At 61.7% G+C, this 21,796-nt stretch carries 25 protein-coding genes; 17 read left to right on the plus strand and 8 right to left on the minus strand.

Annotation, left to right across the window (positions count from 1 at the left end):
- Window positions 1–11: 11 nt before the first annotated feature.
- Together WKV53_RS14290 and WKV53_RS14295 are read left to right on the plus strand one after the other, a co-directional pair.
- The gene (locus tag WKV53_RS14290) at window positions 12–1,418 is read left to right on the plus strand and encodes a hypothetical protein (RefSeq protein ID WP_341405352.1); all 1,407 of its coding nucleotides are present in this window, start codon (window positions 12–14) and stop codon (window positions 1,416–1,418) included.
- A gap of 102 nt (window positions 1,419–1,520) precedes the next feature.
- On the plus strand, window positions 1,521–2,075 hold the full coding sequence (locus WKV53_RS14295) for a hypothetical protein (RefSeq protein ID WP_341405353.1): 555 nt from the start codon (window positions 1,521–1,523) through the stop codon (window positions 2,073–2,075).
- A 138-nt stretch (window positions 2,076–2,213) separates the two neighbouring features.
- Here WKV53_RS14295 and WKV53_RS14300 read toward each other — a convergent pair whose 3' ends face one another.
- Entirely contained in the window at window positions 2,214–2,600 is a 387-nt protein-coding gene (locus WKV53_RS14300) for a hypothetical protein (protein WP_341405355.1), read from the minus strand.
- 411 nt (window positions 2,601–3,011) lie between these two features.
- Entirely contained in the window at window positions 3,012–3,947 is a 936-nt protein-coding gene (locus WKV53_RS14305) for a ferritin-like domain-containing protein (RefSeq protein ID WP_341405357.1), read from the minus strand.
- Window positions 3,948–4,573: 626 nt separating this feature from the next.
- On the opposite strand from WKV53_RS14305, the gene WKV53_RS14310 reads away from it, so the two are divergent.
- From WKV53_RS14310 to WKV53_RS14340, 7 genes are all read left to right on the plus strand, one after another.
- Entirely contained in the window at window positions 4,574–5,092 is a 519-nt protein-coding gene (locus WKV53_RS14310; protein WP_341405358.1) for a hypothetical protein, read from the plus strand.
- A 213-nt stretch (window positions 5,093–5,305) separates the two neighbouring features.
- Window positions 5,306–7,444 carry a GH92 family glycosyl hydrolase gene (locus tag WKV53_RS14315; RefSeq protein ID WP_341405360.1) on the plus strand — a complete coding sequence of 713 codons (2,139 nt, stop codon included), beginning with the start codon at window positions 5,306–5,308 and terminating at the stop codon, window positions 7,442–7,444.
- Between the two features lie 153 nt (window positions 7,445–7,597).
- A complete protein-coding gene (locus WKV53_RS14320; protein WP_341405361.1) occupies window positions 7,598–8,188 on the plus strand; it encodes a barstar family protein in 591 nt (196 codons plus the stop codon).
- Window positions 8,189–8,496: 308 nt separating this feature from the next.
- On the plus strand, window positions 8,497–8,805 hold the full coding sequence (locus WKV53_RS14325) for a hypothetical protein (protein ID WP_341405363.1): 309 nt from the start codon (window positions 8,497–8,499) through the stop codon (window positions 8,803–8,805).
- 92 nt (window positions 8,806–8,897) lie between these two features.
- Window positions 8,898–9,380 (plus strand): hypothetical protein, encoded by a 483-nt coding sequence (locus WKV53_RS14330; protein ID WP_341405364.1) that lies wholly within the window; start codon window positions 8,898–8,900, stop codon window positions 9,378–9,380.
- 136 nt (window positions 9,381–9,516) lie between these two features.
- Window positions 9,517–10,704: a hypothetical protein gene (locus tag WKV53_RS14335; RefSeq protein ID WP_341405366.1), complete on the plus strand. Its 1,188-nt coding sequence runs from the start codon at window positions 9,517–9,519 to the stop codon at window positions 10,702–10,704.
- Between the two features lie 97 nt (window positions 10,705–10,801).
- Window positions 10,802–11,038 (plus strand): hypothetical protein, encoded by a 237-nt coding sequence (locus tag WKV53_RS14340; protein WP_341405367.1) that lies wholly within the window; start codon window positions 10,802–10,804, stop codon window positions 11,036–11,038.
- Between the two features lie 27 nt (window positions 11,039–11,065).
- Here the strand turns inward: WKV53_RS14340 and WKV53_RS14345 are convergent, their stop codons facing one another.
- Both WKV53_RS14345 and WKV53_RS14350 read right to left on the minus strand, forming a co-directional pair.
- The gene (locus WKV53_RS14345) at window positions 11,066–11,767 is read right to left on the minus strand and encodes an LssY C-terminal domain-containing protein (protein WP_341405369.1); all 702 of its coding nucleotides are present in this window, start codon (window positions 11,765–11,767) and stop codon (window positions 11,066–11,068) included.
- 267 nt (window positions 11,768–12,034) lie between these two features.
- Window positions 12,035–12,532, minus strand: a complete 498-nt coding sequence (locus WKV53_RS14350; RefSeq protein ID WP_341405370.1) for a hypothetical protein — start codon at window positions 12,530–12,532, stop codon at window positions 12,035–12,037.
- Window positions 12,533–12,968: 436 nt separating this feature from the next.
- Here WKV53_RS14350 and WKV53_RS14355 point away from each other — a divergent pair, with 436 nt between their 5' ends.
- Together WKV53_RS14355 and WKV53_RS14360 are read left to right on the plus strand one after the other, a co-directional pair.
- The gene (locus WKV53_RS14355; RefSeq protein ID WP_341405371.1) at window positions 12,969–13,145 is read left to right on the plus strand and encodes a hypothetical protein; all 177 of its coding nucleotides are present in this window, start codon (window positions 12,969–12,971) and stop codon (window positions 13,143–13,145) included.
- Between the two features lie 276 nt (window positions 13,146–13,421).
- Complete coding sequence (locus WKV53_RS14360) at window positions 13,422–13,928, plus strand: hypothetical protein (RefSeq protein ID WP_341405373.1); 507 nt, start codon at window positions 13,422–13,424, stop codon at window positions 13,926–13,928.
- Window positions 13,929–14,477: 549 nt separating this feature from the next.
- On the opposite strand, the gene WKV53_RS14365 is transcribed toward WKV53_RS14360, so the two are convergent.
- The gene (locus WKV53_RS14365; protein ID WP_341405375.1) at window positions 14,478–15,299 is read right to left on the minus strand and encodes a Cof-type HAD-IIB family hydrolase; all 822 of its coding nucleotides are present in this window, start codon (window positions 15,297–15,299) and stop codon (window positions 14,478–14,480) included.
- Between the two features lie 541 nt (window positions 15,300–15,840).
- On the opposite strand from WKV53_RS14365, the gene WKV53_RS14370 reads away from it, so the two are divergent.
- Both WKV53_RS14370 and WKV53_RS14375 read left to right on the plus strand, forming a co-directional pair.
- The gene (locus WKV53_RS14370; protein WP_341405377.1) at window positions 15,841–16,191 is read left to right on the plus strand and encodes a hypothetical protein; all 351 of its coding nucleotides are present in this window, start codon (window positions 15,841–15,843) and stop codon (window positions 16,189–16,191) included.
- A 91-nt stretch (window positions 16,192–16,282) separates the two neighbouring features.
- Window positions 16,283–16,699: a hypothetical protein gene (locus tag WKV53_RS14375; RefSeq protein ID WP_341405379.1), complete on the plus strand. Its 417-nt coding sequence runs from the start codon at window positions 16,283–16,285 to the stop codon at window positions 16,697–16,699.
- Between the two features lie 466 nt (window positions 16,700–17,165).
- Here the strand turns inward: WKV53_RS14375 and WKV53_RS14380 are convergent, their stop codons facing one another.
- The 3 genes from WKV53_RS14380 to WKV53_RS14390 all read right to left on the minus strand — a co-directional run bounded on the left by WKV53_RS14380 (window position 17,166) and on the right by WKV53_RS14390 (window position 19,096).
- Window positions 17,166–18,017: a helix-turn-helix transcriptional regulator gene (locus WKV53_RS14380; protein ID WP_341405380.1), complete on the minus strand. Its 852-nt coding sequence runs from the start codon at window positions 18,015–18,017 to the stop codon at window positions 17,166–17,168.
- A gap of 274 nt (window positions 18,018–18,291) precedes the next feature.
- On the minus strand, window positions 18,292–18,615 hold the full coding sequence (locus tag WKV53_RS14385) for a hypothetical protein (protein ID WP_341405382.1): 324 nt from the start codon (window positions 18,613–18,615) through the stop codon (window positions 18,292–18,294).
- A 154-nt stretch (window positions 18,616–18,769) separates the two neighbouring features.
- Window positions 18,770–19,096, minus strand: a complete 327-nt coding sequence (locus WKV53_RS14390; RefSeq protein WP_341405383.1) for a hypothetical protein — start codon at window positions 19,094–19,096, stop codon at window positions 18,770–18,772.
- A 203-nt stretch (window positions 19,097–19,299) separates the two neighbouring features.
- On the opposite strand from WKV53_RS14390, the gene WKV53_RS14395 reads away from it, so the two are divergent.
- From WKV53_RS14395 to WKV53_RS14410, 4 genes are all read left to right on the plus strand, one after another.
- Complete coding sequence (locus tag WKV53_RS14395) at window positions 19,300–19,644, plus strand: hypothetical protein (RefSeq protein WP_341405385.1); 345 nt, start codon at window positions 19,300–19,302, stop codon at window positions 19,642–19,644.
- A 108-nt stretch (window positions 19,645–19,752) separates the two neighbouring features.
- A complete protein-coding gene (locus WKV53_RS14400) occupies window positions 19,753–20,559 on the plus strand; it encodes a hypothetical protein (RefSeq protein WP_341405386.1) in 807 nt (268 codons plus the stop codon).
- 391 nt (window positions 20,560–20,950) lie between these two features.
- On the plus strand, window positions 20,951–21,307 hold the full coding sequence (locus WKV53_RS14405) for a hypothetical protein (protein WP_341405387.1): 357 nt from the start codon (window positions 20,951–20,953) through the stop codon (window positions 21,305–21,307).
- Window positions 21,308–21,441: 134 nt separating this feature from the next.
- Window positions 21,442–21,777, plus strand: a complete 336-nt coding sequence (locus WKV53_RS14410) for a hypothetical protein (protein WP_341405388.1) — start codon at window positions 21,442–21,444, stop codon at window positions 21,775–21,777.
- The last annotated feature ends 19 nt before the right edge of the window (window positions 21,778–21,796 follow it).

The following is a 21,796-nucleotide window of genomic DNA, read 5'->3' on the forward strand; positions in this document are numbered from 1 at the left end:
GCTATCTCGCCATGCCTGAGACGCTCGATTTTCCGCAGTCGCTTGCCCGTACGCCGATTCCTGCGGCGAAGGCCACGCAGACTTTACCGACTCCCGCGCTGACGACGCCGCCGGCGCCGGAGCAGGTGATCCATGGGGTGGATCTGTCGGGGCAGGTTTACTTCGCGGAGGGCCGGGTGTTCCGGATCATCCGTGCGGAGGGTGCGCCGGTGGTGAGGAGGATCATGGAGTGGAATCTCTTTGAGGCGCTGGAGAAGATGGGCGTGGTGCGGACGTGGGTGAGCCAGGATGCGGGAAGCGAGATCGTGCTGGAGCATGAGCGGATTCCCTTCGTGACGCATCCGGCGGAGTGGACGCCGCAGATGGTGCGGGAGGCGGCTCGGTTTCTGGTGACGCTGAATCTGAAGCTGCGGGCGCACGGGCTGATGCTGAAGGATGCGCATCTGCTGAACGTGACCTTTCACCGCGGGAAGCCGGTGTTCCTGGACTTCGGGTCGATCGTGAGGTTCGACCGGTGGCTTTCGAAGGCGTGGCTGAAGGGGTTTCGTTCGAGCGTTCTAACAGCGGTGTGGATCGGCCGCTGGAAGGGGGCGAAGCTGGCGTCGGCGATGCTGCAGAGCGAGCCGCGGGGGATGGGGTATGAGCTTTCGAAGGTGTTTCCGCTGAATCTGGTGCCGGTATCCGGGCATGTGGCGATCTTCCTCGCGCGGATCGGGAAGTGGGAGGCGGCGTTGCGGTTCCTGGAGAAGCGGCTGCGGCCTAAAGTACTACGTTCGCCGTATAACTTGTGGAATGATTACGGGACGGCGATCGCGGAGGAGGAGAAGCAGCTGAAGCGGAAGGTGATCTATGATGAGGTGCGGCGTTCGCGGCCGGCGAGCCTTCATGAGCTGGCGGGGAACCAGGCGGTGATCGGCGAGCAGATCGTGCGGGAGCTGGGGATCCCGGTGTGCAGCACGGACTATGTGTCGCACTGCGTGCAGCAGGCTTGGGAGCGGACGCGTGGGGAGGATTTGCCGCTGCAGGTGGGGGTGGTGGATTTGTTGTTCCCGGTGTCGCCGTGCAGTATTGGTGGTTCATCGCGGCCGGGGGCGATGGAGAGGTTGCAGGCGGAGACGACGCTGGCGACGGCGCTGGTGCATCATCTGGTGGCGCTGAAGGAGACGAGCATGGATGGGTTTGTGGCGATCCTGGCGGCGTATAGTGAGAAGTCGACGATCGTGGAGTGGGTGGATCCTTCGGACAAGTATCTGAAGTTCTGGAAGAAGGATGGGAAGCGGTTCCCGGAGGACTATACGGAGGAGGGTTTCCTGGCGGCGTTCGGGAAGGTGTTTCCGTTTGTGAGGGAGCTGCCGAGGCATCATGAGCATCGGAAGCTGTTTCATTTTTCGAGGGTGCCTTTTGAGGGAGTTTGCTAGTTTTCAGTTTTCAGTTTGAAGGAAGAGGAACAGCTTCGGACTGGTGGTTTTACCGCAGTTTCTTGACTTGAAGAAGTGGCTTGGTCGAAGGTGAGAGGAGCGATGACTCTTGGAAGATGGCTTTTGATCGGGCTGCCGCTGGTGCTGGTGGGCGGGGCTTGGCTTTATTTCGGGATCGATGAGCGGTCGAAGCCGGCGGATGTGATGCTGATGAGGTGCACGGGCTGGGCGTATGTGCTGATCGGGGTGGTGGCTGTCTCTAACAAGAAATGGAGCCGGGTGGTGGCGAGCCTTGCGTGGTATCCGCTGTTGTTGCTGGTGCCGATCGGGACGGTGCTGGGGATTCTGGCGCTGAGGTTGCTGAAGGATGCTCCGGGTGAGCGGGAGGAGTTCGTGAAGCGGATGAAGGCGATCCCGCCGGAGGAGGCGGTGCGGATCGTGAAAGAGGAGGCGTTGAGGCGCTTCGGGATCAGGGAGGACCAGCTGGGGGTATCGCTGGTGGGAGGCCTGAGGATCGCGCCGGGAGAGGTGAGGGGTTTTTTGGATGATCTGGAGGTGGACTATGGGTTCTCGCTGGCGGGTGAGGTGAATGCTGGGACGGCATCGGTGCGGGAGATGATGGATGCGGTTTTGCGGGGGAGGGAAGGTGAGGGGTGAAGTGCCGAGCGATCGGTGATCAGTGAAACAGCCGCGGACTGGTGGAAGAACGAACCGCGGAGGCGCAGGGGGCGCGGAGGATGGAGCGGCGGTCTAACAGATTCAATTTCCAAGGATTGACCCATTTGTGGAGCCCTGTCAGGAGACGATCCCGAGTTCAAAGCCAGTATCGCCACCCAAGATCAGAGGAATCGCCGTGCGCCAATGCTGGTCTCCCCAGCTTATCAGCAGGTAGTCACAGGAACCGATCAAGCGGCCGGTCTCAGTCAAAAAAAGTGAGACATCCAGTCGGTGGTAGTCGCCGACGGGAGCGACACGTTGCTGCAGATATTTTGATACCACAACGTATTCTCCGTATTGAGCACCAAGCTCGATGTAGGAGGATTTGAGAAGGTTGATTTGGTCGGAACCGTCCAGGAAATGCAATTCCCTCCTGGTTCCATATTCTCTAACAAAATCATCAAGCTCGGCACTCCAATGAAACCCATGCTTTTCGAAGGCATGCTTCCAGTCGATGTTTGTCATGGTCGTTTTATGATTCTGACTTTAAGCACTTGAAGCGACGTCGCACAATTCTTGTGTCGGGCCTTGTGAAGGGGGCTGGCCCTATGGCACGGGATCAAGCCGGTTTTCAAGGAGAATGGAAGGGATGTGCTTTTTACCGCAGAGGCGCAGAGGCGCAGAGGCGCAGAGGCGCAGAGGCGCGGAGGTCGCGGAGGTCGCGGAGGGAGGCACCTTTGATGTGAGGTGATTGACCACGGATGGCACGGATGAAAGGCAGGATTTGGGAGGAGGGACCGCGATGGATGGAATGAGGAAGTGAGGTGCGGGGATGGTGGCGGAGAGGAGTGTCCGCCCTCTTTAATGAAGAAGTCCCGCTGCGCGGGAGCGGAGCGGGACTGGTGGATGAGGGAATGTTTGTTTGGTGCCGTGGGGTCAGGCGATGGCGCCATTGAGGCCGTTCGGGAAGAAGAGGCCGGCGGTGGCGTCGGGTGCGCCGTAGACGATATTGAGGACCTGGCGGGTGGAACGGCTGAAGGCGATGGAGTTGCCGTCGGCGGGGACGATGTTCGCGACGCTGTTGACGCGGATGCCTTGGTCGAGCTTGGGTGCGCCGGCGGGTTGGTTATCGAGCGAGGCGCGGACGTCGGAGATGGCGTTGGCGAGGTTCTGTGCGGTGGTGCCGAGGCCGTAGAGGAGGGTGCGGATGGAGCCGGCGTGGTAGGCTTCGACGCCGAGGATGCCGGCGGCGGCTTCGAGGTAGGTCTTGTTCGTGATGAGGGGGCTGGCGCCCTTGTAGGCGGTGACGCCGACGTCCTCGAAGATGAAGGCGCCGAGGAGGAAGTTCACTTCATTGGCGAAGGGGTCGAAGTTCGGGACGCCGATGAGGTTTCCGAGTGCGAGGAAGCTGTTCTGGAGATCGATCTGGGGACGGGCGACCTGGTCATACTTCGATGCTCCTAGTACTTCGCGGAGGAAGCGGACGTGATTGGCTTCATCGGTGGCGATCTCGTTGGCGTATTGTTCGACGGCGGGTGTGGTGAAGGCGACCTTCGGGTTCGCCTTGACGATGACATTGCCTTCGGTGCCGGCGCCATCGGTGCCGATGACGGCGCCTTCGAGGCCTTGGCCGGTGGTGCCACGGAGGTAGTATTCGGCCTCGAGGTATTCGAGATTGAGGGCGAAGTTCAGGACCGCGGCGTCGGTGCGGGCTTTCTTGTTGAAGGCGGTGGGCTTGGGATCGGCGAATGCCATGGGAGCAGTCGCGAGGGATGCGCCGCCGACGCCAAGCATGCCGAGGCGGCGGAGGAAGGTCCGGCGTCCGGAGAGAGGTGAGAGGGAGGTGGATTGGGTTTGTTGGTTTGGAGTCATGATTTTGGAATTCCAGATCCGCTCCAAACGGAATGCGTGGAGGGGGTCAGGTCTTTTCGCTCAGGCGATGCCAAGACCCTTCTGAAAGGCAACGCGCGCCGGTGCGCTTGGGATGCATGAGATCACACCACGCTGCTCGTGAATCGCTGCAGTCCATGTGCGGGTAGGGTTGCGGCGAATGCCGAAGCGCGTGGGTGCGAGCGGGACGCGAAGGAATAGGCTGATAGACGAGGAGCTTGCGTGCACTGCGCACAGGCTGTGAGGAATGCCGAAGTGTGTGGGAGGGAGCCGGACGCGATGCAATAAGCTGATAGACGAGGAGCTTGCGTGCATTGCGCACAGGCTGGGGTGGGTGAGGCGCGACGAGGGCGTGGCGTTCCGTTCGGGAAGGTGTGAGCGGGATTGGTTGCTCGGGCGTTACCCTTCTCGCGCCCCTACAGGGCGCCGTGATTGATGCGTGGGATACCCAGGGCGTTGCCCTGGGCTGAGGGCTTGTCGCCCCTTTGGGGCTGAAGAAGGTGGGCTTGCGTCAAGATGAGAACTGTGAAGATGAGGTGAAGTCAGAGTGGATGTGGAGCGAAGGGGGATTGTATTGTATTCATGAGGCGGGCACGGCACAAAGGGGCATGAATTCGATGGACCCGGTGCGGATGATGAGTGCTGACCCGAAGGTATTGGCGGAGAGGCTGCATCTGCTGGCGGCGCTGGTGGCGGGGCAGGGCGGGGAGGTGAGGATTCCGCTGGATGAGGTGCGCGGCGGGGAGCGGCTGGAGTTTTACTTCGATAACGAGAGGAACGAGCATGTGGTGAAGCTGGGGCCGGCGATCGAGACGGTGTATGTGGGGTATGCGCCGCAGCCGGTGTCGGATCCGGAGGTGGCGTGGAGGACGACGATGCCGAATGCGTGGCGTGGCATCGTGAGCAGGATCGAGGGCGAACTGCTGGCGTTGCGGCCGGGTGCGGATTTGAATATCGCGGGGTGGCTGGATACGGGGGAGCACTTCATCTTGTGCGCGGACCAGGGGTTGCGCGGGCGGGCATTCGTGGTGGATGGGGTGAGCTTCGTGGTGGCGGATACGGAGATCTCGGGGAGTAGTGATCCGTATCGGCGGTTGTCGAAGATTGTGGTGAGGCGGAATGGGTGAGGTGCCGGGTGATCGGTTAGCAGTGATCAGTGGAAAGGCATCGGGGTTGGGGAGATTTATTGGGTGGTTCTTTTTCTGTGCTCATCCGGGTAGGTTTCGGGGTCTGCTGAAAAAGAGGGGTGAGGGGCGCGTATTTGCACGCGCGGGGAGGCATTGCGGGCTTTCTTTCGCGCTCTCTTTTCTCATCCTCCGATTGTCACGATTCTGTTGCTCATGATCCGTCATCTTGGTTCTCTCGCGTTGGTTCTGTTTGGGGCGTTCACTGGCGGGGTGCGCGCGGAGGATGGGCCGGCGGATCTGGTGAATCCGCTGCTGGGGACGGCGACGATTTGGGAGAAGAGCGATGTGGGGTTTACGCCGACGCACCGGACCTGGGGGGCGGAGGTGTTTCCGGGGTCATCGCTGCCGAATGCGATGGTGCAGCTGAGTCCGGTGACGCAGTTTCACAGTGGGTCGGGGTATCAGTATGAGGACACGGTGATCCAGGCCTTCACGCATACTTGCAAGGGGCACTGGAATCTCTGCAACGTGCCCTTCCTGCCGGTGACGGGTGAGGTGAAGCCGAAGGACTATGGCTCGCCGTATAGCCACAAGAATGAGTCGGCGAAGCCGGGATACTATCAGGTGTATCTGGAGCGCTATGGGGTGAATGTGGAGCTGACGTCGACGCTGCGCTGTGGCTATCACAAGTACACCTTCAAGGAGGGTGAGGCGAAGAAGCTGCTGGTGGATCTGTCGATGGCGAATGAGCGGGTGCGCGAGCGGCAGTTGACGCAGGATGGGGAGCGGGCTTTCACGGGGTATCAGCAGACGGGGGAGCGGATCTATTTCTATGCGAGGACGAACCATCGGATCACGGCGATGGAGAGCGTGAGGATGGATGAGAAGGAGGTGACGGTGCTGCAGTTCGAGAATGAGGCGAAGCCGCTGGAGATCCAGGTGGGCTTCTCGTATGTGAGCGTGGAGGGTGCGAAGCAGAACCTGGAGAAGGAGATCGGGGAGAGTGGCTTCAATGAGGTGCGGGAGCGGGCGACGTCGACGTGGAATGAGTTGCTGTCGAAGATCAAGGTGACGGGTGGGACGGATCGTCAGAAGGGGCTTTTTTATTCGTGCCTGTATCGGTCGTTCCTGTGGCCGGCGCTGCGGAGTGATGTGAACGGGGATTTCCCGGCGGGGCGCGGGGCGGTGGCGAACAAGGGCTTCCACTATTATACGGATCCGTCGCTGTGGGATGACTACCGGAACAAGCTGGTGCTGCTGGGGATGCTATCGCCGAAGGTGGCGAATGATGTGATCAGCTCGATGATCCAGCGTGGCCAGAGGTTTGGCTTCATGCCGACGTTTTTCCACGGGGATCATGCAGCGCCTTTCATCGCGGGCTCGTATCTGCGGGGGCTGCGGGATTATGATGTGAAGGAGGCGTATCGGCTGCTGCTGCGGAATGCGACGGTGGAGGGCGGGCCGCGGCCTTTCATCAAGGAGTATGCGGAGAAGGGGTACATCGCGGACAACGATATCGCGAAGCCGGAGGTGGGGACGAAGGACAAGGCGGGGGTGACGAAGACGCTGGAGTATGCGTATGATGATTATTCGTTGGCGCTGCTGGCGAAGGAGCTGGGCGATGAGCCGAACCGGGCGATGCTGACGGGGCGGACGGGGAGCTTTAAGAATGTGTTCGATGCTTCGACGGGCTTCATGCGGGGGAAGCTGGCGGATGGGAGCTGGGTGAAGAATTTCGATCCGCAGTATCCTTACTATGAATACATGTACCGTGAGGCGAATGCCTGGCAGTCGGCATTCTTCGCGCCGCATGATGTGGCGGGATTGATCGGGCTGTATCCGGGCAAGGAGGCGTTTGAGAAGAAGCTGGATGAGCTTTTCACGATCCCTTGGAACGGGATGGAGGCTTATAATATCTCGGGCTTCATCGGGCAGTATTGCCATGGGAACCAGCCGGATCATAGTTACCCGCACCTCTATACTTTCATCGGGAAGCCGGAGAAGTCGCAGGCGATCATCGATCAGTGCCTGGATCGTTTTTATGACATGGGGAAGGACAAGCTGTCGTATGCGGGGATGGACGATGCGGGGGAGATGTCGTCGTGGTATGTGTTCAATGCGCTGGGGCTGTATACGTTCTCACCGGCGGATCCGGAGTATCTGGTGAGCGTGCCGATCTTCGACAAGGTGGAGTTCAAGATCGGGGACTCGCCGGCGTTTACGATCCGGAGGGAGGGGAAGGGGAGGAAGCTGACGGGGGTGAGCTATGATTCACGGAAGGTGGAGGGGCATTTTATTTCGCATGAGGAGTTGAAGAAGGGGAAGGAGCTGGTGATTGAGACGGGGGAGTGAGGGAGGGGAAGTTTGCTAGTTTTCGGTGTTCAGTTTTCAGGAGCAGCCTCGGACTGGTGAAGTTCACCGCGGAGACGCAGAGGTCGCAGAGGGACGCAGAGGAAAAAAGGAAGGCTTTCCCGATCGATGGTGGCTGCGGTAATTCATCGGGCGATGAGTGACGATGAGTGGCCATTCGATCAGGGGCGGGATGTGGTGACGATGACTTCGCGGGGGGTGATGCGTGGAGGGGAGGCGATCACGCATGCGTATCACGATGAGTCGGATCATGGGTGGCAGTTTTATTCGGCATCGGGCGCGGTGATGGCGGAGGCGATGATCGTAGCGATGGAGGAGATCGTGAAGCGGGATGGGAGCGTGCGGGAGATCGCGGATCTGCCGCCGGGGTGGATGGCGGTGCGGACGGGGCCGGGTGCGCCGTGGGTGCGGACGCTGCAGTATGCGGATGCGCCGGTGGTGAGGGTGGATTGGAGTCTTCTAACAGGTGTGGGCGATTTTTACGATGCGGTGCTGGTGCAGTGTGATGCGCCCTCATGGCATGGGCGGAATTTGGATGCGCTGAGGGATGCGTGGGTGACGGGCGGGATCAATGGGAAGGGGCCGCCGTATGCGTTCGAGTTTCTGGGGATGGAGGTGACGCGGGAGGAATTGTTAGAGTTTCGAGATGCGGTGGTGGGGATCGCGGAGGAATCGATGGAGGAAAATGGGGGGCGGTGGGTGCGTGGGGATCCTTGCGGGAAATGAGGGGGATCGATGGAGGGCGCGGAATCCATGGAAGGGGTGTGATGGTGGACCGGCTTGAGGGGATTGGTCCGGGCCGCGGTGGTCTTGTGCCCCTTCAGGGCACCGGTGGCTTTGGTTGGGAAACTCAGGGCGATGCCCTGGTCTTAGGGCTGGTCGCCCCTTTGGGGCTGAAGAGATTGATTGGCGGCGTGTCTGCGTGACGGTGGGACTGGGAGCCTTGCGATGCGGGCCGGGGTGATGTTTCGCGGGCTTGCGGTGGCGTGGTGGGGGTGATGAGATGGAAGGGTATGAAACATTTCCTTCCTTGGATGGGGGCCATTGCTTTGGCCGTGGCGGTATTGGTCGCGATCGATGAAAAGGCGGCGGGGCAGAATCCGCGGGTGGCTGCGCCGGTGGTGGCGGCCGCGCCGGTGGTGGCGGTGACGGAGGTGCGCTACCTGGTTCCCCTGGAGCTGCCGGAGCTGGGGTCGAGCGCAAAGCGGGCTGGCTACAATGCGGACGATGAGACGACGATCCAGCTGAAGGATGGCGAATTCCTGATCCTGTCGAAGGGGAAGGTGGAGTGCCATGTGCCGATGAGCTCGGTGGCGTGGTACAAGGTGGCGGAGGGGAAGTGAGGGGGGCGCGGGCTTGGCTGCGAATTTCAGGGTGTCTAAAAGCGTCTTGGGCCCGTGCGATTTGGCACTGAACGTATTTGCAACTTGGGGAGATGAAAAAATCCAAGATAGCTTTGGTTCTCGGGGCTATTGCCATTGTTTGCCTGTGTGCAGTGGGCCCGTCAGCGCTGCGAGGCCTGCGTGGTCTGGCGATCAGGCCGGTGATTTCTCCCCTTCGCGATCAGCAAGAGTCAGCGTCAAGCGTAGCTCCCTCTCCTGGCAAAGCGCCCGAGGAGTTTTGCTCTGCGTCGAAGGCTGGGGTCTATTCGTCAGAAACGATCAAGATGAAGGTGACCCTTACTGCCAGTGGTGATCTCATCTTTGATGAATGTGATCCATGGGTGGAGCTAGGTCGGAAGAAGTACACGCTTGAAAATGTATTTCTTACCTTTGCGACTGAAGGCGGGCAGTATTATGTCGATTTTTTCGATCCCGATCCGGAGGTCATGACGCTTTCAAGACTGCTGAAGCCGTTTCCACAACCACCCAAAAGAGAGTATCTTCAGCTGCGGCGGACGAGGGGTGACGCGAAATGAAACGGTTTTTTGGGGGGGGCGGCGGAGGTCTTTTTTGGGGATGGGGCGCGGAATGCGTGCTTCCCTTTGGGGGTGGGGATGGGCAAGGGTGAAAGGTATCGTTTGGGACCGATCGTTTTGTCGCTGTTCTTAGGTTATGAAGACGCTGCTTTCATTCACGCTTCCGGTGTTGCTGCTGCAGGGGCTTTCGGCGGGTGTGGCGGAGGAGGTGAAGTTGCCGGGGGTGGAGGTGTATTTGATCCGGCCGGTGGAGAAGCCGGTGGAGGGTCCGCGGCGGATGCCGGCGACGGTGCTGGAGGTGTCGAATGGGACGGAGCTGACTTACTTCGTGCGCGGGGTGAATGTGGAGAGCCCGGCGTATGACACGGAGGTGAAGCGTGGGGACAGGTGGCTGATGAAGCCGCGGTCGGATGGGCGTGCGGGGGTGGAGAGTTTTCCGCTGAAGCCGGGGGCGAAGATGCTCGTGACGGTGAGTCCGGAGTGGGAGGAGCGGGTGACGCGTTACCGGTTTTATTTCTACACGACGGAGGATGAAAAGTCGGCGAAGGTGGTGTCGGTGAGGAGCCGGGAGATCGAGCGGAAGGAGCTGGGCGATCTCACAGGAACGACGGGCGAGGAGGATTCGCGGAAGACGGAGGGGATGGAGGAGCCGGTGACGGATGAGGAGATGAACCGGCCGGAGGTGGAGAGGCGGTTGGAACGCGTGGAGCGGGAGCTGGCGACGCTGAAGGAGGAGATGGCGCGACTGCAGGAAGTGAGGCCGGAGATGGTGGTGCCTGAAATGGTGATGCCAGAGGAGGTGCAGCCTGAGGAGCTGAAGCCGGAGGAATTGAAACCCGAGGAGCTGAAGCCTGAGATGATCAAGCCGGAGGAATTGAAGCCGGAGGAGATGGTGGTGCCGGAGATGGCGGTGCCGGAGGAGTTGAAACCGGAGGTGATCAGGCCGGAGACGATCAAGCAGGAGACGATCAAGCAGGAGACGATCAAGCAGGAGACGATCAAGCAGGAGACGATCAAGCAGGAGACGATCAAGCAGGAGGTGGAAGAGAAGCTGAGGCTGGAGGATAAGCTGCAGGATCAGCTGAAGGAGAGGGAGAGGCTGGAGGAGGAGTTGCTGGAGTTGAAGGGGATGAAGTTCGATGGGGTGGGGACGTTGGAGGGGATGGAGTTCAAGCGGCTGAGGGTGGAGGATCTGAGGCTGGAGGACATTGAGCTGGCGCCTTTGGAGTTTTTTGAGGAGCCGGAGTTTTGGAAGCTGGAGCTTTGGAAGCTGGAGTTTGAGAAGCCTGAGGTGATCAAGCCTGAGGAGGCGTTGGGGAAGTGAAGGTGTGGCGTGCTTGATTTAGGAAAGAGAGGACGCGATGGGCCGGATGCAATGCTCCAAACATGGCTGGCGAGGGATCGCCCTTGTTTGCAGGCATGTGGAGGCGAAGGTGCTGGGGCCGGATGATGATCCGCCTTTGACGCGGGAGGTGATTTATCCGGTGAGCATTGGTGAAATCTTTGGGAAGATCTGGGTATGCTTCGAGTGTTTGCAGGAGCAGAAGCCGCCGGTGGAGGGGATTGATTTGGAAGATGAGGAAAGCCTGATCCGTTTCGAGGAGGCGGTGGGAGTGGAGGCGGTGTGTGTGGGGTGTTTTAAAGAGCGGTGGAGTTGAGGTGGTGGGGATGGCTTTGCGGACGTGCTATTCGGCTTCGGGATGGCGGAGGGCGATGCCGAGTTGGCGGTCGGTTTGCCAGGGATCGCCGCCGCCGTTTTTGCCGGTGGGGTTGGGTTGGAAGGCTTGGCGGTAGGTGACGGTGGGGAAGCTGTTAGATTTGAGGTCGGTGAGGATGAGGTCGCGCTCGGGGTCGATGTCGGGGGAGATGTGATGGGTGATCTCGCCGGTATCGTGGCTGAGGCCGACGCTGCGGTCGAAGGTGGCGGCACCCCACCAGGCGGTGCGGCCGAGGGTGTCGGTCTGGGGGGCCTTCCAGAAGCGGACGTGGTGGCGTTCGCGGGGGCTGGTGCCGTGGGGTTTCTCGAAGGCGAGGTCCTGATGGCGGCCGAAGAGGAGGAGCGGGCTGACGGGGGCATCGGCGTAGGCGCGGCCGAGGACGGCGTCGCCGGCGATGCGGAGGCTGGTCTTGAGGGTGACGGGGTCGGCGGGGTGCCAGCCGGCGTCTAACAGGGCGGCGGCGAGTTCGGTCTCGGTGGCGATGATGAGGAGATTGAGGGGATCGCCGGGGATGCCTTCGGGGGTGGTGGTGAGGGTGGGTGCGTTTTCGAGGGCGGGGTGGAGTTTTTCCTCGTGATGATGCCACCAGTGCGGGAGGGCGAGGTAGGCGATGAGGAGCCAGGCGATGAGGAGGAGCGCGGCGAGGGTGATGAGGCGGCGCGGGGTCATTGGGAGGAGAGTTTGCTAGTTTTGACCTCCGGTCCACGCGGCTTGCCGCTTCGCGGAGGGGTGAGCGTCGCTATCGTGACTGCTGCGTTCAGTTTTCAGTTTTTAGGAAGAGAAGAGGCATTGTGCCGGGTGATCGGTGATCGGTGGAAAGGCACGGGACTGGTGCAGGGAACGAACCGCGGAGGCGCAGCGGTCGCAGAGGAAGCGCGGAGAAGAAGAGGAGACGAATGAAGAGCCGGGGATGTGGATGGATGAGTGGCTTTCGATTCAGGATTCGGAGGTTGTTTTGAGGCGCTTGATGCGGTGGAAGCGCCAGAGGAGGAAGGTGGCCCAGGGGATGAGGAAGAGGAGGATGAGGAGCCAGTGGGGGAGGAAGATGGCGCGGGAGCCGAGGGCTGCTCCCGATAAAACGCGTCCAAATTGAAACCCCGCGGACTGGCCTCGCGGTTCCCAAGGGATGGATCGGTGGTAGCCAATCATGCCGGGCTGGTAACGGAAGGTTTCAGGGGCTTCGAAAAGAACCCGGGTCAATGGTTCCTGTGAGGGCTGTAGCTTCCGGTGCTCCCAGAAGAGCAGCGTGGAGGGCGAATACGACTCTTCGGCCCAATCTGCGATGCAGATGCCGGAGCCGACGTGGCTCATGTAGTAATGCCGATGGCTTATCGTGGTCCAGAAGTGGGTGGAGTCCCACCATGCCCATGAGAGGAAGGTGAGAATGAGGATGCCGGCCCAGAAGGATTTCCAGCGGTGGATGGGGCGCGGCATTGGGGGAAGGGAAGCATCAAGGGGTAATCTTCCAATCACTAATCGGGGTGTGTGAAGAGAGAGAGCAGCGGGCGTGTGGAGCGGGGTTGTGGGGCTTGCTGGTGTGGAGGGTGAAGGTTTGAGGGGAGGGCGGGCGGTGCTTCATCGCAGCAGGGCTGCTGGCTTCGGGCGGCAGCAGGGCTGCGGGCACCGGGACGACAGGAGTGTCGTCCCTCCTCAGGGGCCAGGGGTGTGGTGGGCTGGCTTCGACGGTAGTCGGGGTGTCGGGAGCGCTTTGGAGGGCGGTGCGGGGTGATGGGTATTGCGAAATGAGACGCGGGTGGAGGCGTGGGAATGGGTAGGGGGCGATTGGGATGCTGCGAATTCATGGGTGCGGGGAGGCGCGGGTGGGAGGTGGAATTGTTTTTGCTGGATGTGAGGCTGTCCCATCCCATCCATGAAGAAGCACCTTTCCTCCAAGGCCGAGTTTCACCCGAGCATGCCAATGCGGACGCCGGATCCGTATGCGAACCGGCGGAGCCAGCAGTTCGCGAGTTCGAACTTTGCGTGGTGGATGGCGGGGTTGATCGCGACGGGGATTTTGGCGGCGGTGGTTTTGGCGGCGAGGATGTAGGGTAGGAGTTTGCTAGTTTTCAGTGTTCAGTTTTCAGGGAACAGCCTCGGACTGGTGGAGGGATTCACCGCGGAGGGCGCAGAGGTCGCAGAGACGCGGAGGGTTGCGGAGAGGAAGAGGAACCGCGAGGGCGCGGATGGCGCGGATGAGATTCTGAAGGAGGGGGTTGAGGAAGGACCGCGGAAGGAACAGGCGGTGTGCTTCGGGAGAGGCGAGGGTGAAGTGGGCGGTGATGGGGCTTTACCGGGCTGGGATCATTTGGCGTATTCGATCGTCATGAGAAGGTTCCTCAGGTCGCTGGCTTGGATTCTTGCGCTTTCACTGGGTGGGCTGACGGCTTCCGCGCACGAGGATGTGGTGCTGGAGCTGAAGGAGGGGAAGCTGGTGGTGTCGGCAGAGGATGCTGCGGACATGAAGGTGCCAGCGGAGTATCTGCCGATGGAGTACGATGCGGCAACGCACCGGGTGAGGATCGGGAAGCACGTGATGAAGATGATTCCGTATTTCACGAGTCTGTTTCCGGAGAACGGGAAGTACAAGATTCATTTCAGCGCATCCTGGTATCACGATTTGGATACTCTGCCTCCGTATCTGCTGATTCGCATCGAGCCCGAGGGGCGCCAATATAATTACCACCTGCTTTTGAACATGAAGGATCTCAGCGTCATCCAGATGGAAGTGGCTCTGGAGCTGGGTGATGGAGGCACGCGCTACTTGCCCGTGGACCTGAGCATGGTGGAGAAGGAGATGAAGGAATCGATCAAGCCGGTGGAGGAGAAGTGATGCGTGACGATGAGGTGCCAAGGAAAGGCACGCGTTCTCGCGAATGCGTCTCCGGATGGAGATGCGGGGTGGTGAGGTGGGGCGGCGGTTGCGCAACGCCTTTGGCGTAGATCGATTGATCGTGAGATCACCCAGGGTAGCGAGTGCCTCGCAACCCTGGGCTTCAGGGTGGAGTCCCGTTGGGACAGGGAGGCGGGTAGATGTTGGAACAGGGTGGCAAAGAAGCGGCCCGTGGAGGTTGTCCACGGGCCGGGTTGATTTGGACCTGTTAGATCGAGTGGTTTTCGGTGTGTGATTTTCCGGGAGATCGATGACGGGGCGACAGGAGTGTCGCCGCTCCTCAGGGGTGGGAGGGTGATGCGGCGGGGTGAGGGTGATGCGGGGCTCGATCGGGTGGTGCCCCTTCAGGGCACGGATGATCTTGTCGGGAGGACCCAGGGCGACGCTGCGCTTGCCCTGGGCTTAGGGCTTGCCGCCCCTTTGGGGCTGAAGAGGAGCGGGTGCGCCGCTGTATGAGTTGGGTCCGCTTGAAGGCGGGGGTGGCTACTATTAGGATAGTAGTTGGTCGACGGCGCGGGCGAAGGCGGTGTGGGGTGGGCCGGCGGGGGCGGTGCGGGTGGCGCTGGTGAGGGCATTTGGCCAGCCGTGGGGCATGGCGTAGGAGAGGCCGGCCCAGTGGAACATGGGGATGTCGTTTTCGGCGTCGCCGAAGGCTACGACTTCCTGGGGGGTGATGCGGAGGTTTTGGGTGAGGATCCGGAGGCCCCAGGCCTTGGTGGTTTCGAGGGGCATGAATTCGTAGAGGTGGTCCATGGTTTGGACGCCCTGGAGTTGCTGGTGGAGGGTGGTGAGGGTGGGATCGGTGCGGAGGGAGGCGATGGGTGCGGGGTCGCCGAGCCAGATGACTTTCTGGACTTGCATGGGGAGGAGTTGGTCGGGGGTGATGCGGGCGGGCATGCGGCCGGAGACGAGGGCGTAGTCGTAGACGTGGTCGTTCGGCGGGGTGACGGTGAAGACTTCGTCGGCGGTGTAGTAGATGGGGGTGAAGGTTTCGCGGCGCTGGTGGGCGGCGTGGATGAGGGTGTGGAGGTGGGCGGGGCGGAGGAAATTGCTGGCGACGATGGCGGTGCGGTCGGCGGTGGCGACTTCGGCGCCTTGGGAGGAGACGATCCAGCGGACTTGGGGGAGCTGGCGGGCGTAGGGTGCGGTGGAGCGGTGGTGGCGGCCGGTGGCGAGGACGATCTCAAGCCCGGCGCGGGCGAGGCGGTCGATGGCAGCGTGGTTCTCGGGGGAGATGTGGTGGTCGGGGCCGAGGAGGGTGCCATCGAGGTCGATGGCGGCGAGGCGGAGGGTGGTGGTGTTGTTTGTCATGGCCTGAGCTTAGAGCGGGTGGGCTGATAAGGCTCATGGTGAGTTTTCATGGTGGTGATAATGTGGGGGAATGAGAGTTTGCTAGTTTTAAGTGTTCAGTTTTCAGGGGAAGGCAGGGTGCCGGGTAGGTAATGCGGCGTGAGAGGTGGGGCGGTTGCGCAACGCCGTTGGCGTAGGTGATGGGGTGGCGGAGGAACCCAGGGTAGCGAGTGCCTCGCAACCCTGGGCTGTGTTGTGAAGTCCCGTTGGGACAGGAGAGAGACGGGGAGGTGGCGGATGATGGGTGGAGAGGCGTCGGGGCTGTGCACGCGTTCTCACGAACGCGCCTACGGTGGGAGAAGCGGAGTGGCGGTCCGGATTGTGGGCGCGCACAGCCGGAATGGCACAGCCATTCCGCTAGGAAGAGGGAAAGCGTTGGGTTGCGGGGGTGTTGGGTTTTTGTTGGGATGGGGGAGAGATGGGTTCGCGGGGCTTACGTTTTCCTTTTTACCGGTCGGGTTTGTTTTGGCTGGGGGTGCCGGGGTTGGTGTTTTTGATGTGGGTGTGGTGGGACTCGAGCTGGCATCAGTCGGCGGTGGCGTTTACGGCGATGCGGAGGGATCATCAGGTGGCGGTGGTGGGGGCGCTGGTGACGTGGAATGTGTGGGAGTCGCCGGTGGGGAAGAGGGCGGGGCAGTTTGTGGCGGGGCGGGATGAGGTGGTGGAGGAGAAGTGGGAGGGGAAGCCGGGGTTTTATTTTGTGCGGGCGCTCACGTGGGATTCGTATCCGCGGCCGGGGTTCTGGAGCGTGGCGGTGGGGTTGTGGGTGGTGGTGCTGGGGTATGTTTTGATTTGGCTGGGGATGGTGGGGTGGGTGCAGTGGTGGAGGGGAAGGGCGCTTGTTAGTTCCTAGTTTTCAGTTTTCAGGAAGAGGGAAGGCATGAGAGATCGAGCAGAGAGGGAAAGTGGCTGGATGATGTGAATTGAAACTGGAGACGTAGTAGATGGATGAGCCGATCAAGATCGAGGAGTGGAGCGTGAGGCGGTTTTATCACGACCGGAGGCGGGTGGCTGTGCTTTCGGGCGGAGAGGCACCTGGGCCGTGGCTGGCGAAGCTGCGGCGGGTCTTGCCGGTGCTGGAGGGTAGGTCCCCGGCGGAGCTGCTGGCGGAGGTGCGGCGGAGCGGGAGGATCGAGCTGGGAATGGTGGATGGGCGTGAGGCGTGGAAGATGGGCGAGGTTTTGAGGGAGGCGGGGTATGAGGTGGAGGTGGTGGATGCGTCGAGGGTGGGTCATCTGGCGATTCACCATGTGGGGCCGCATGCGCCGATGGCCTTGGTCATGGAGGATGATGAGGAGGCGGAGGCGTTTTGTTTGGATTTGATCGCGAGGGGTGCGCGGGTGGAGGAGGTGGAGGGTTGATGGGAATTGATACTGGGAGTGTAGTAGATGGGTGAGGGGTGGGCGGGCTCGGTCGTGGACTCGAGAGCTGGGAATGATCGCAGCAGTCCAAGGGCGGCTGCGCCGCGGTTATGGGGCGGAGCTGTTAGAGTGGGGCGGGAGGGTTCCCGTCTCGCTCCCCTTCAGGGCGCCGTGGGTATGATGCGAAAAACCCAGGGCGATGCCCTGGGCTGAGGGATTTCGCCCCTTTGGGGCTGTTAGAATTGCCGGGGTGGGGTGCGCTGTTAGAGGGCTTCGGGCGCGCGCACGCTTGGGGGCGGGCGGTGAGGGACCATTCGGCCGGCCTGGAGATTGACTCGGGGGCTCCGCCAGCCCCCTCGGGCCTGCGGCCCCGACCTATGGTCGGTCCAGATTGGCTACAAGCCTTCGCCAATCTTGGCGCTCTTGGCGCTCTTGGCGGTCCCGGGGGTCCCGGGGGTCCCGGGGGTCAGCGGGAGAGCCAGTCGGAGGGGCGGCAGCCTTTTTCGGCGATGAAGGCCTTGGTGAAATGGCTGAGGCTGCGGTAGCCGACTTTGTAGGCGGCTTCGCTGACGTTGTCGGAGCCGCCGCTGAGGAGGGTGGCGGCGGAGGAGACGCGGATTTCGCGGAGCTTTTGGCTGAGGGTCTTGCCGGTGTGCTGCTTGAAGAGGCGGCTGAGGTAGGCGGGGGTGCAGCCGACGTGGCCGGCGATGGCGGTGAGGTCGAGGTCTTCGCGGAAGTGCTCGTCCATCCATTGGGTGGCGGCTTCGACGCGGCGCTGGAGGGGATCGTGGACGGTGGCGGGTGGGGCGCCGGGTTCGGCGATGGCGCCGAAGAGGCAGAGGGACTCGAGGATCTTTCCCTCGAACCAGGCGGGGCGGAGGCCGCGGAGGACGGGCGGGGTGAGGAGGGATTCGCCGAGGATTTTTTCGGTGAGGGCGAGGGGGCGGAGTTCGACGCAGCGCTGGGTGTTTTCCTTTTCGATGAGGAGGGAGTGGAGGGCGGCGCAGGAGTCTCCGCAGTGCTCGATGACCCAGGCGGGGGTGGCGGAGAGGATGGCGAAGCGGTGGCGGCCGCTGGGGCTCTCCATGCGGCTGGTGTGGGCGGTGCCGCGGGCGGAGGGGCGGAAGAGGGCGACCATGCCGGGGAGGATGCGCCAGCGCTCGGCATCCTGGGTGACGAGGCCGGGGCCTTCGAGATTGAGGATGATGTGGCCCATGCCGGGCTCGAGGGGCCAAGCTTCTTCAGGGGTGCCGGTGGCTTTGCCTTCCAGTCCGCGGAGGACTGCGCCTGATCCCTGATAGAGTGTGGGGAGGAACATGGCTGGCCTCTATTCCTTTTCTTTTTAAGGTGGGGGGATAATCCCCGGATCGAAGGCGGGGTCAAGCATACGGGTGGAATTGGGGGGTAGGTTTAGGGGAGGTGGTGATTTGCATGGGGGAAGTGCCGGGTGATCGGTGATCAGTGAAAGGCACGGGACTGGTGGAGGAACGAAACGCGGAGGCGTGGGGGTCGCGGGGGAAAGCGCGGAGAAGAGCCAGGACGCGAAGTTCGTGAAGGGGAGGCGGGTTGATCGGAAGGGTGAGTGGACGGGGCTAGCTGAGGACGTGGTCGAAGAAGGCGAAGATGAAGGCGGCGATGAGGAGGGCGATGAAGAGGTAGAGCTGCCAGGCGCGGTGCCAGTGGCGGAAGGCGAGGCGGCCGCAGAGGAAGGCGACGAGGGTCATGAGCCAGGCGGAGGCGTCGGCGATGCGGAGGATGCGGAAGCCTGCGATGACGGCGGGGTGGGTGTGGGGTACGTGGGCGGCGGAGAGGGCATCGAGCTTGGCCCAGGCGATGGAGCGGATGACGGCGGAGATGGCGGCGAGGGCGATGGTGAGGCCGGCGAGGGCGAGGGAGATGGCCTGGGGCTTGGTCATGGGAAGAGGAGTGCCGGGTGATCAGTGATCAGTGGAAAAACATCGGACTGGTGAGGGACTTGCCGCAAAGAACACAAAGATCGCAGAGGACGGGGTGTTCCGTTTTCAGGAGTAGCCAAAGGCACGGGGCGGTGCAAGAGGGGTGGTGCTTGTTCTATCGGAAGGCGTGCCCCATGCCGAAGAAGAAGCGGAGGAATAAGAAGCCGATGCCGGCGACGGGCATGAAAAGGGCGATGATGGCGGGGAGGCGCTCGTGGGTGAACCAGGCGACGGCAACGAAGGTGAAGAAGATGCCGAGGGGGAGCACGAGGTGGATGGACCACTGGCCGGGGTAGTCCATGGGGAGGTAACCCCAGATGGGGATGACGAAGGGGAAGAAGGGGAAGAGAATGCCTGGCAGCCAGAAGATGGCGGCAGAGATGAGGGCGGCACGGGCGAGGGGACGGGCTTCTTTGTCGATGGGCTTGATGCGTTTGGTCATGGCTTTGTGGCTTTGTTTGATGGTTGACCGGGGGAGCTTGCCATGAAATGCCATGATGGAGGGATTCGATAGATTGATGTGGTGTATTGAGGGAATCGATGGTTGGGAAAAGTGCGTAGATGGGCGCGAGAGACAAGGAAGGGTGGTGGTGGGTTTATGTGGGGAAAGATGGGGAAGAAACGTCAGGTCGGGAGGTGGTGGGGATGATGAGGATTTTCACGATGGCGCTGCTGGCGCTGAATGTGGGGGTGATGGGTTGGTTGATCGCGGGGGCGAACATGGAGAACCCGAATGGGTGGGAGGAGTACTACGAGCTGGCGATGGACCGGCTGGATCGCCTGGATGAGAAGAGGGCGGGGACGGTGGTTTCGCCGGCGTTCCGAGCAGCGCTGCTAGAGGAAGCGAGGTCGAAATTGAGAATGGCGGGGGGCGAGACGAGGTGGAGGATGGAGGAATACAAGAGGTCGGATTTGGCGTTGGGGCTGCTTTCGCTGTGCAATATCGTGGGGCTGGCGGTGATTGCGTTCGGGAGGCGGAAGGGGGCGTGATGGTGGTGGTGCGGGGGATGTGGGTGAAGGTTTGGCTCGCTGGTGTGTGGTGATGTGGGTAGAGAGTGCGGGATAGGAGGAGAGATGATGAAGGTGAAGAGATGGCCGATGGTGATTGGACGCGTGCTGGCGTGCGCGCTGATGCTGGCTGGCATTCCGGGGGTGGATGCGGAGGGTGAGGGTGATCCATTTGCAGAGGCGGGTGCGAAGGAGGAGGTGCGGCCGGTGCGGGTGATTGCGAAGTTGCCGGGAGCGGTGACGCACCGGGCGATCGCGGAGGGTAAGCATGAGTATGGGATTGCGGGGATCTATGCGGCGTCGGTGAGGAACGGGATGGCGGAGAAGGTGGAGGGGATGTACGAGGTCTTGATTCCGGATGCGGTGGAGATGCGGGTGGATTTCAAGGAGAGGAGGGCGACGTTTGTGACGTCGAGGGAGCTATCGCTATCCGAGCTGGCGTATGCGGTGGATGACATGGCGAAGATGGGCGGGGACATTCCGTACTGGGCGGAGCTGGAGGCTCGGGATTTGAAGGGGAGCGAGGATTTCAAGCAGCTGACCTATGTAGTGGAGGCAACGAGTGGGGAGGCGCCGGCGGGATTGGCGTGGTTTGCGGTGCCGCGTGACGAGGAGTTCCGGATGCCGCTGGGATTCGGCGGGCCGAGTGTGGGGTCGGTGGTGGTGACTCCGGCGACGGCGTATTGCATGTGCCACTCGCAGTTTCACCTGAGGATCCTGGATCCGAAGGGGAAGGTGATCTGGGAAGACGAGGGGACGGCGTATGGGAGCGTGAGAATCGCGCTAGCGGAGGAGAAGGATCCGGAGGCGGCGGCTCCGCTGCATGAGATCCGGCTGGTGCGGGATGATCACGGGGAGACGAAGAGTTTCGTGATCCGAGGGAAGTGGGGGAAGTGAAGGAGGAAGTGCCGGGGCTGTGGGTGAAGTGATGAAGGACCGGGACTGGTGGAGGATAACCACGGAATACGCGGAATACACGGAAGGTGGGAGAAGTGCCGGGTGATCAGTGGAAAGGCACGGGGCTGGTGGAGGAACGAACCGCGGAGGCGCAGAGGTCGCGGAGGAAGCGCGGAGGAACAGCCCGGGACTGGTGATGGAATGAACCGCCAAGAGGCGAAGGACGGCAAGGGAAGGCTGCGGGGTTGGTGGAGGAACGAACCGCGGAGGAAGGTGCCTTTGGTGTTGGAGAGTTTGACCGCGGATGGCGCGGATTTCGTGGATGAAAGGCGGGGGATGAATGGGGGCTTTTCGGGTGGGGCGGGATGGGGTAGGGATTGGGTTAACGATTATGATTCATGAGGTGCATGTGTCGGTGAGGTTGGCGCTGTTCCAGATGATGGTGGTGGTGCTGGGGGTGTTCATGACGCGGGCTGCGTTCCTGGCGGCGGGGTATCCGGAGCAGAGTCTGGGTTGGAATGCGGGGGCGCTATTGGTCCGGAACCATGGGTTCGTGCTGATGCTAGTGCCGGTGGGGTGGACGGCGGCGGCGATGTATTTCGAGAATTATGGGACGGGATGGTGGTCGCGGCGGTGGACGCTGGTGAGCGGGATGACGTTGCTGGTGGGGCTGGGTTTTTTGTTTTTCTGGAGTTTTTCGAATCCGTATGACGGGAGGATGCGGATCACGGAGATGGGGAATATGTGAGGGGGGTGGTGGTGGATGAACCGGAGGGACGAGGAGACGAGAAGGGACGCGGAGAAGCGAATGCTCGCGAATGAGAGGGAGGGATGATTGTATTCCGACGGTGCCGTTGGTTTCCCAAGCCGTGATTGAGTGATGTGAAGATTCCCTTTCCTTATGCGGTGGCAGCGGAGTTGGTTCTCTTCCGGGAATCGGCGCGGATGACCTTGCCGCATTTGCTGACGGGTTGTGTGGGTGCGTTGGCGGGTGCGATTGGATTTGTGGGGACGGTGAGGGGATGGGGTGTGGTGTTGGCTTTCGTTTTCGCGGTGATGGTTTGTGCGGTGGCGGGGTATGGGGCGTTCCGGATGTTTCGACTGGTATTGCCGGCGCTGCGGGTGCTGGTGAGGCTGGGTGTGGTGGCGATTCCGAACCGGCAGCGGATGAGGGCGAAGGTGCGATCCTATTGTGGAGGGATGGCGGGTGGTGGATGAAGGTTTGTCTGGCGGGTGT

The organism is Luteolibacter sp. Y139 (genome assembly GCF_038066715.1).
Lineage (GTDB): Bacteria > Verrucomicrobiota > Verrucomicrobiia > Verrucomicrobiales > Akkermansiaceae > Haloferula > Haloferula soli.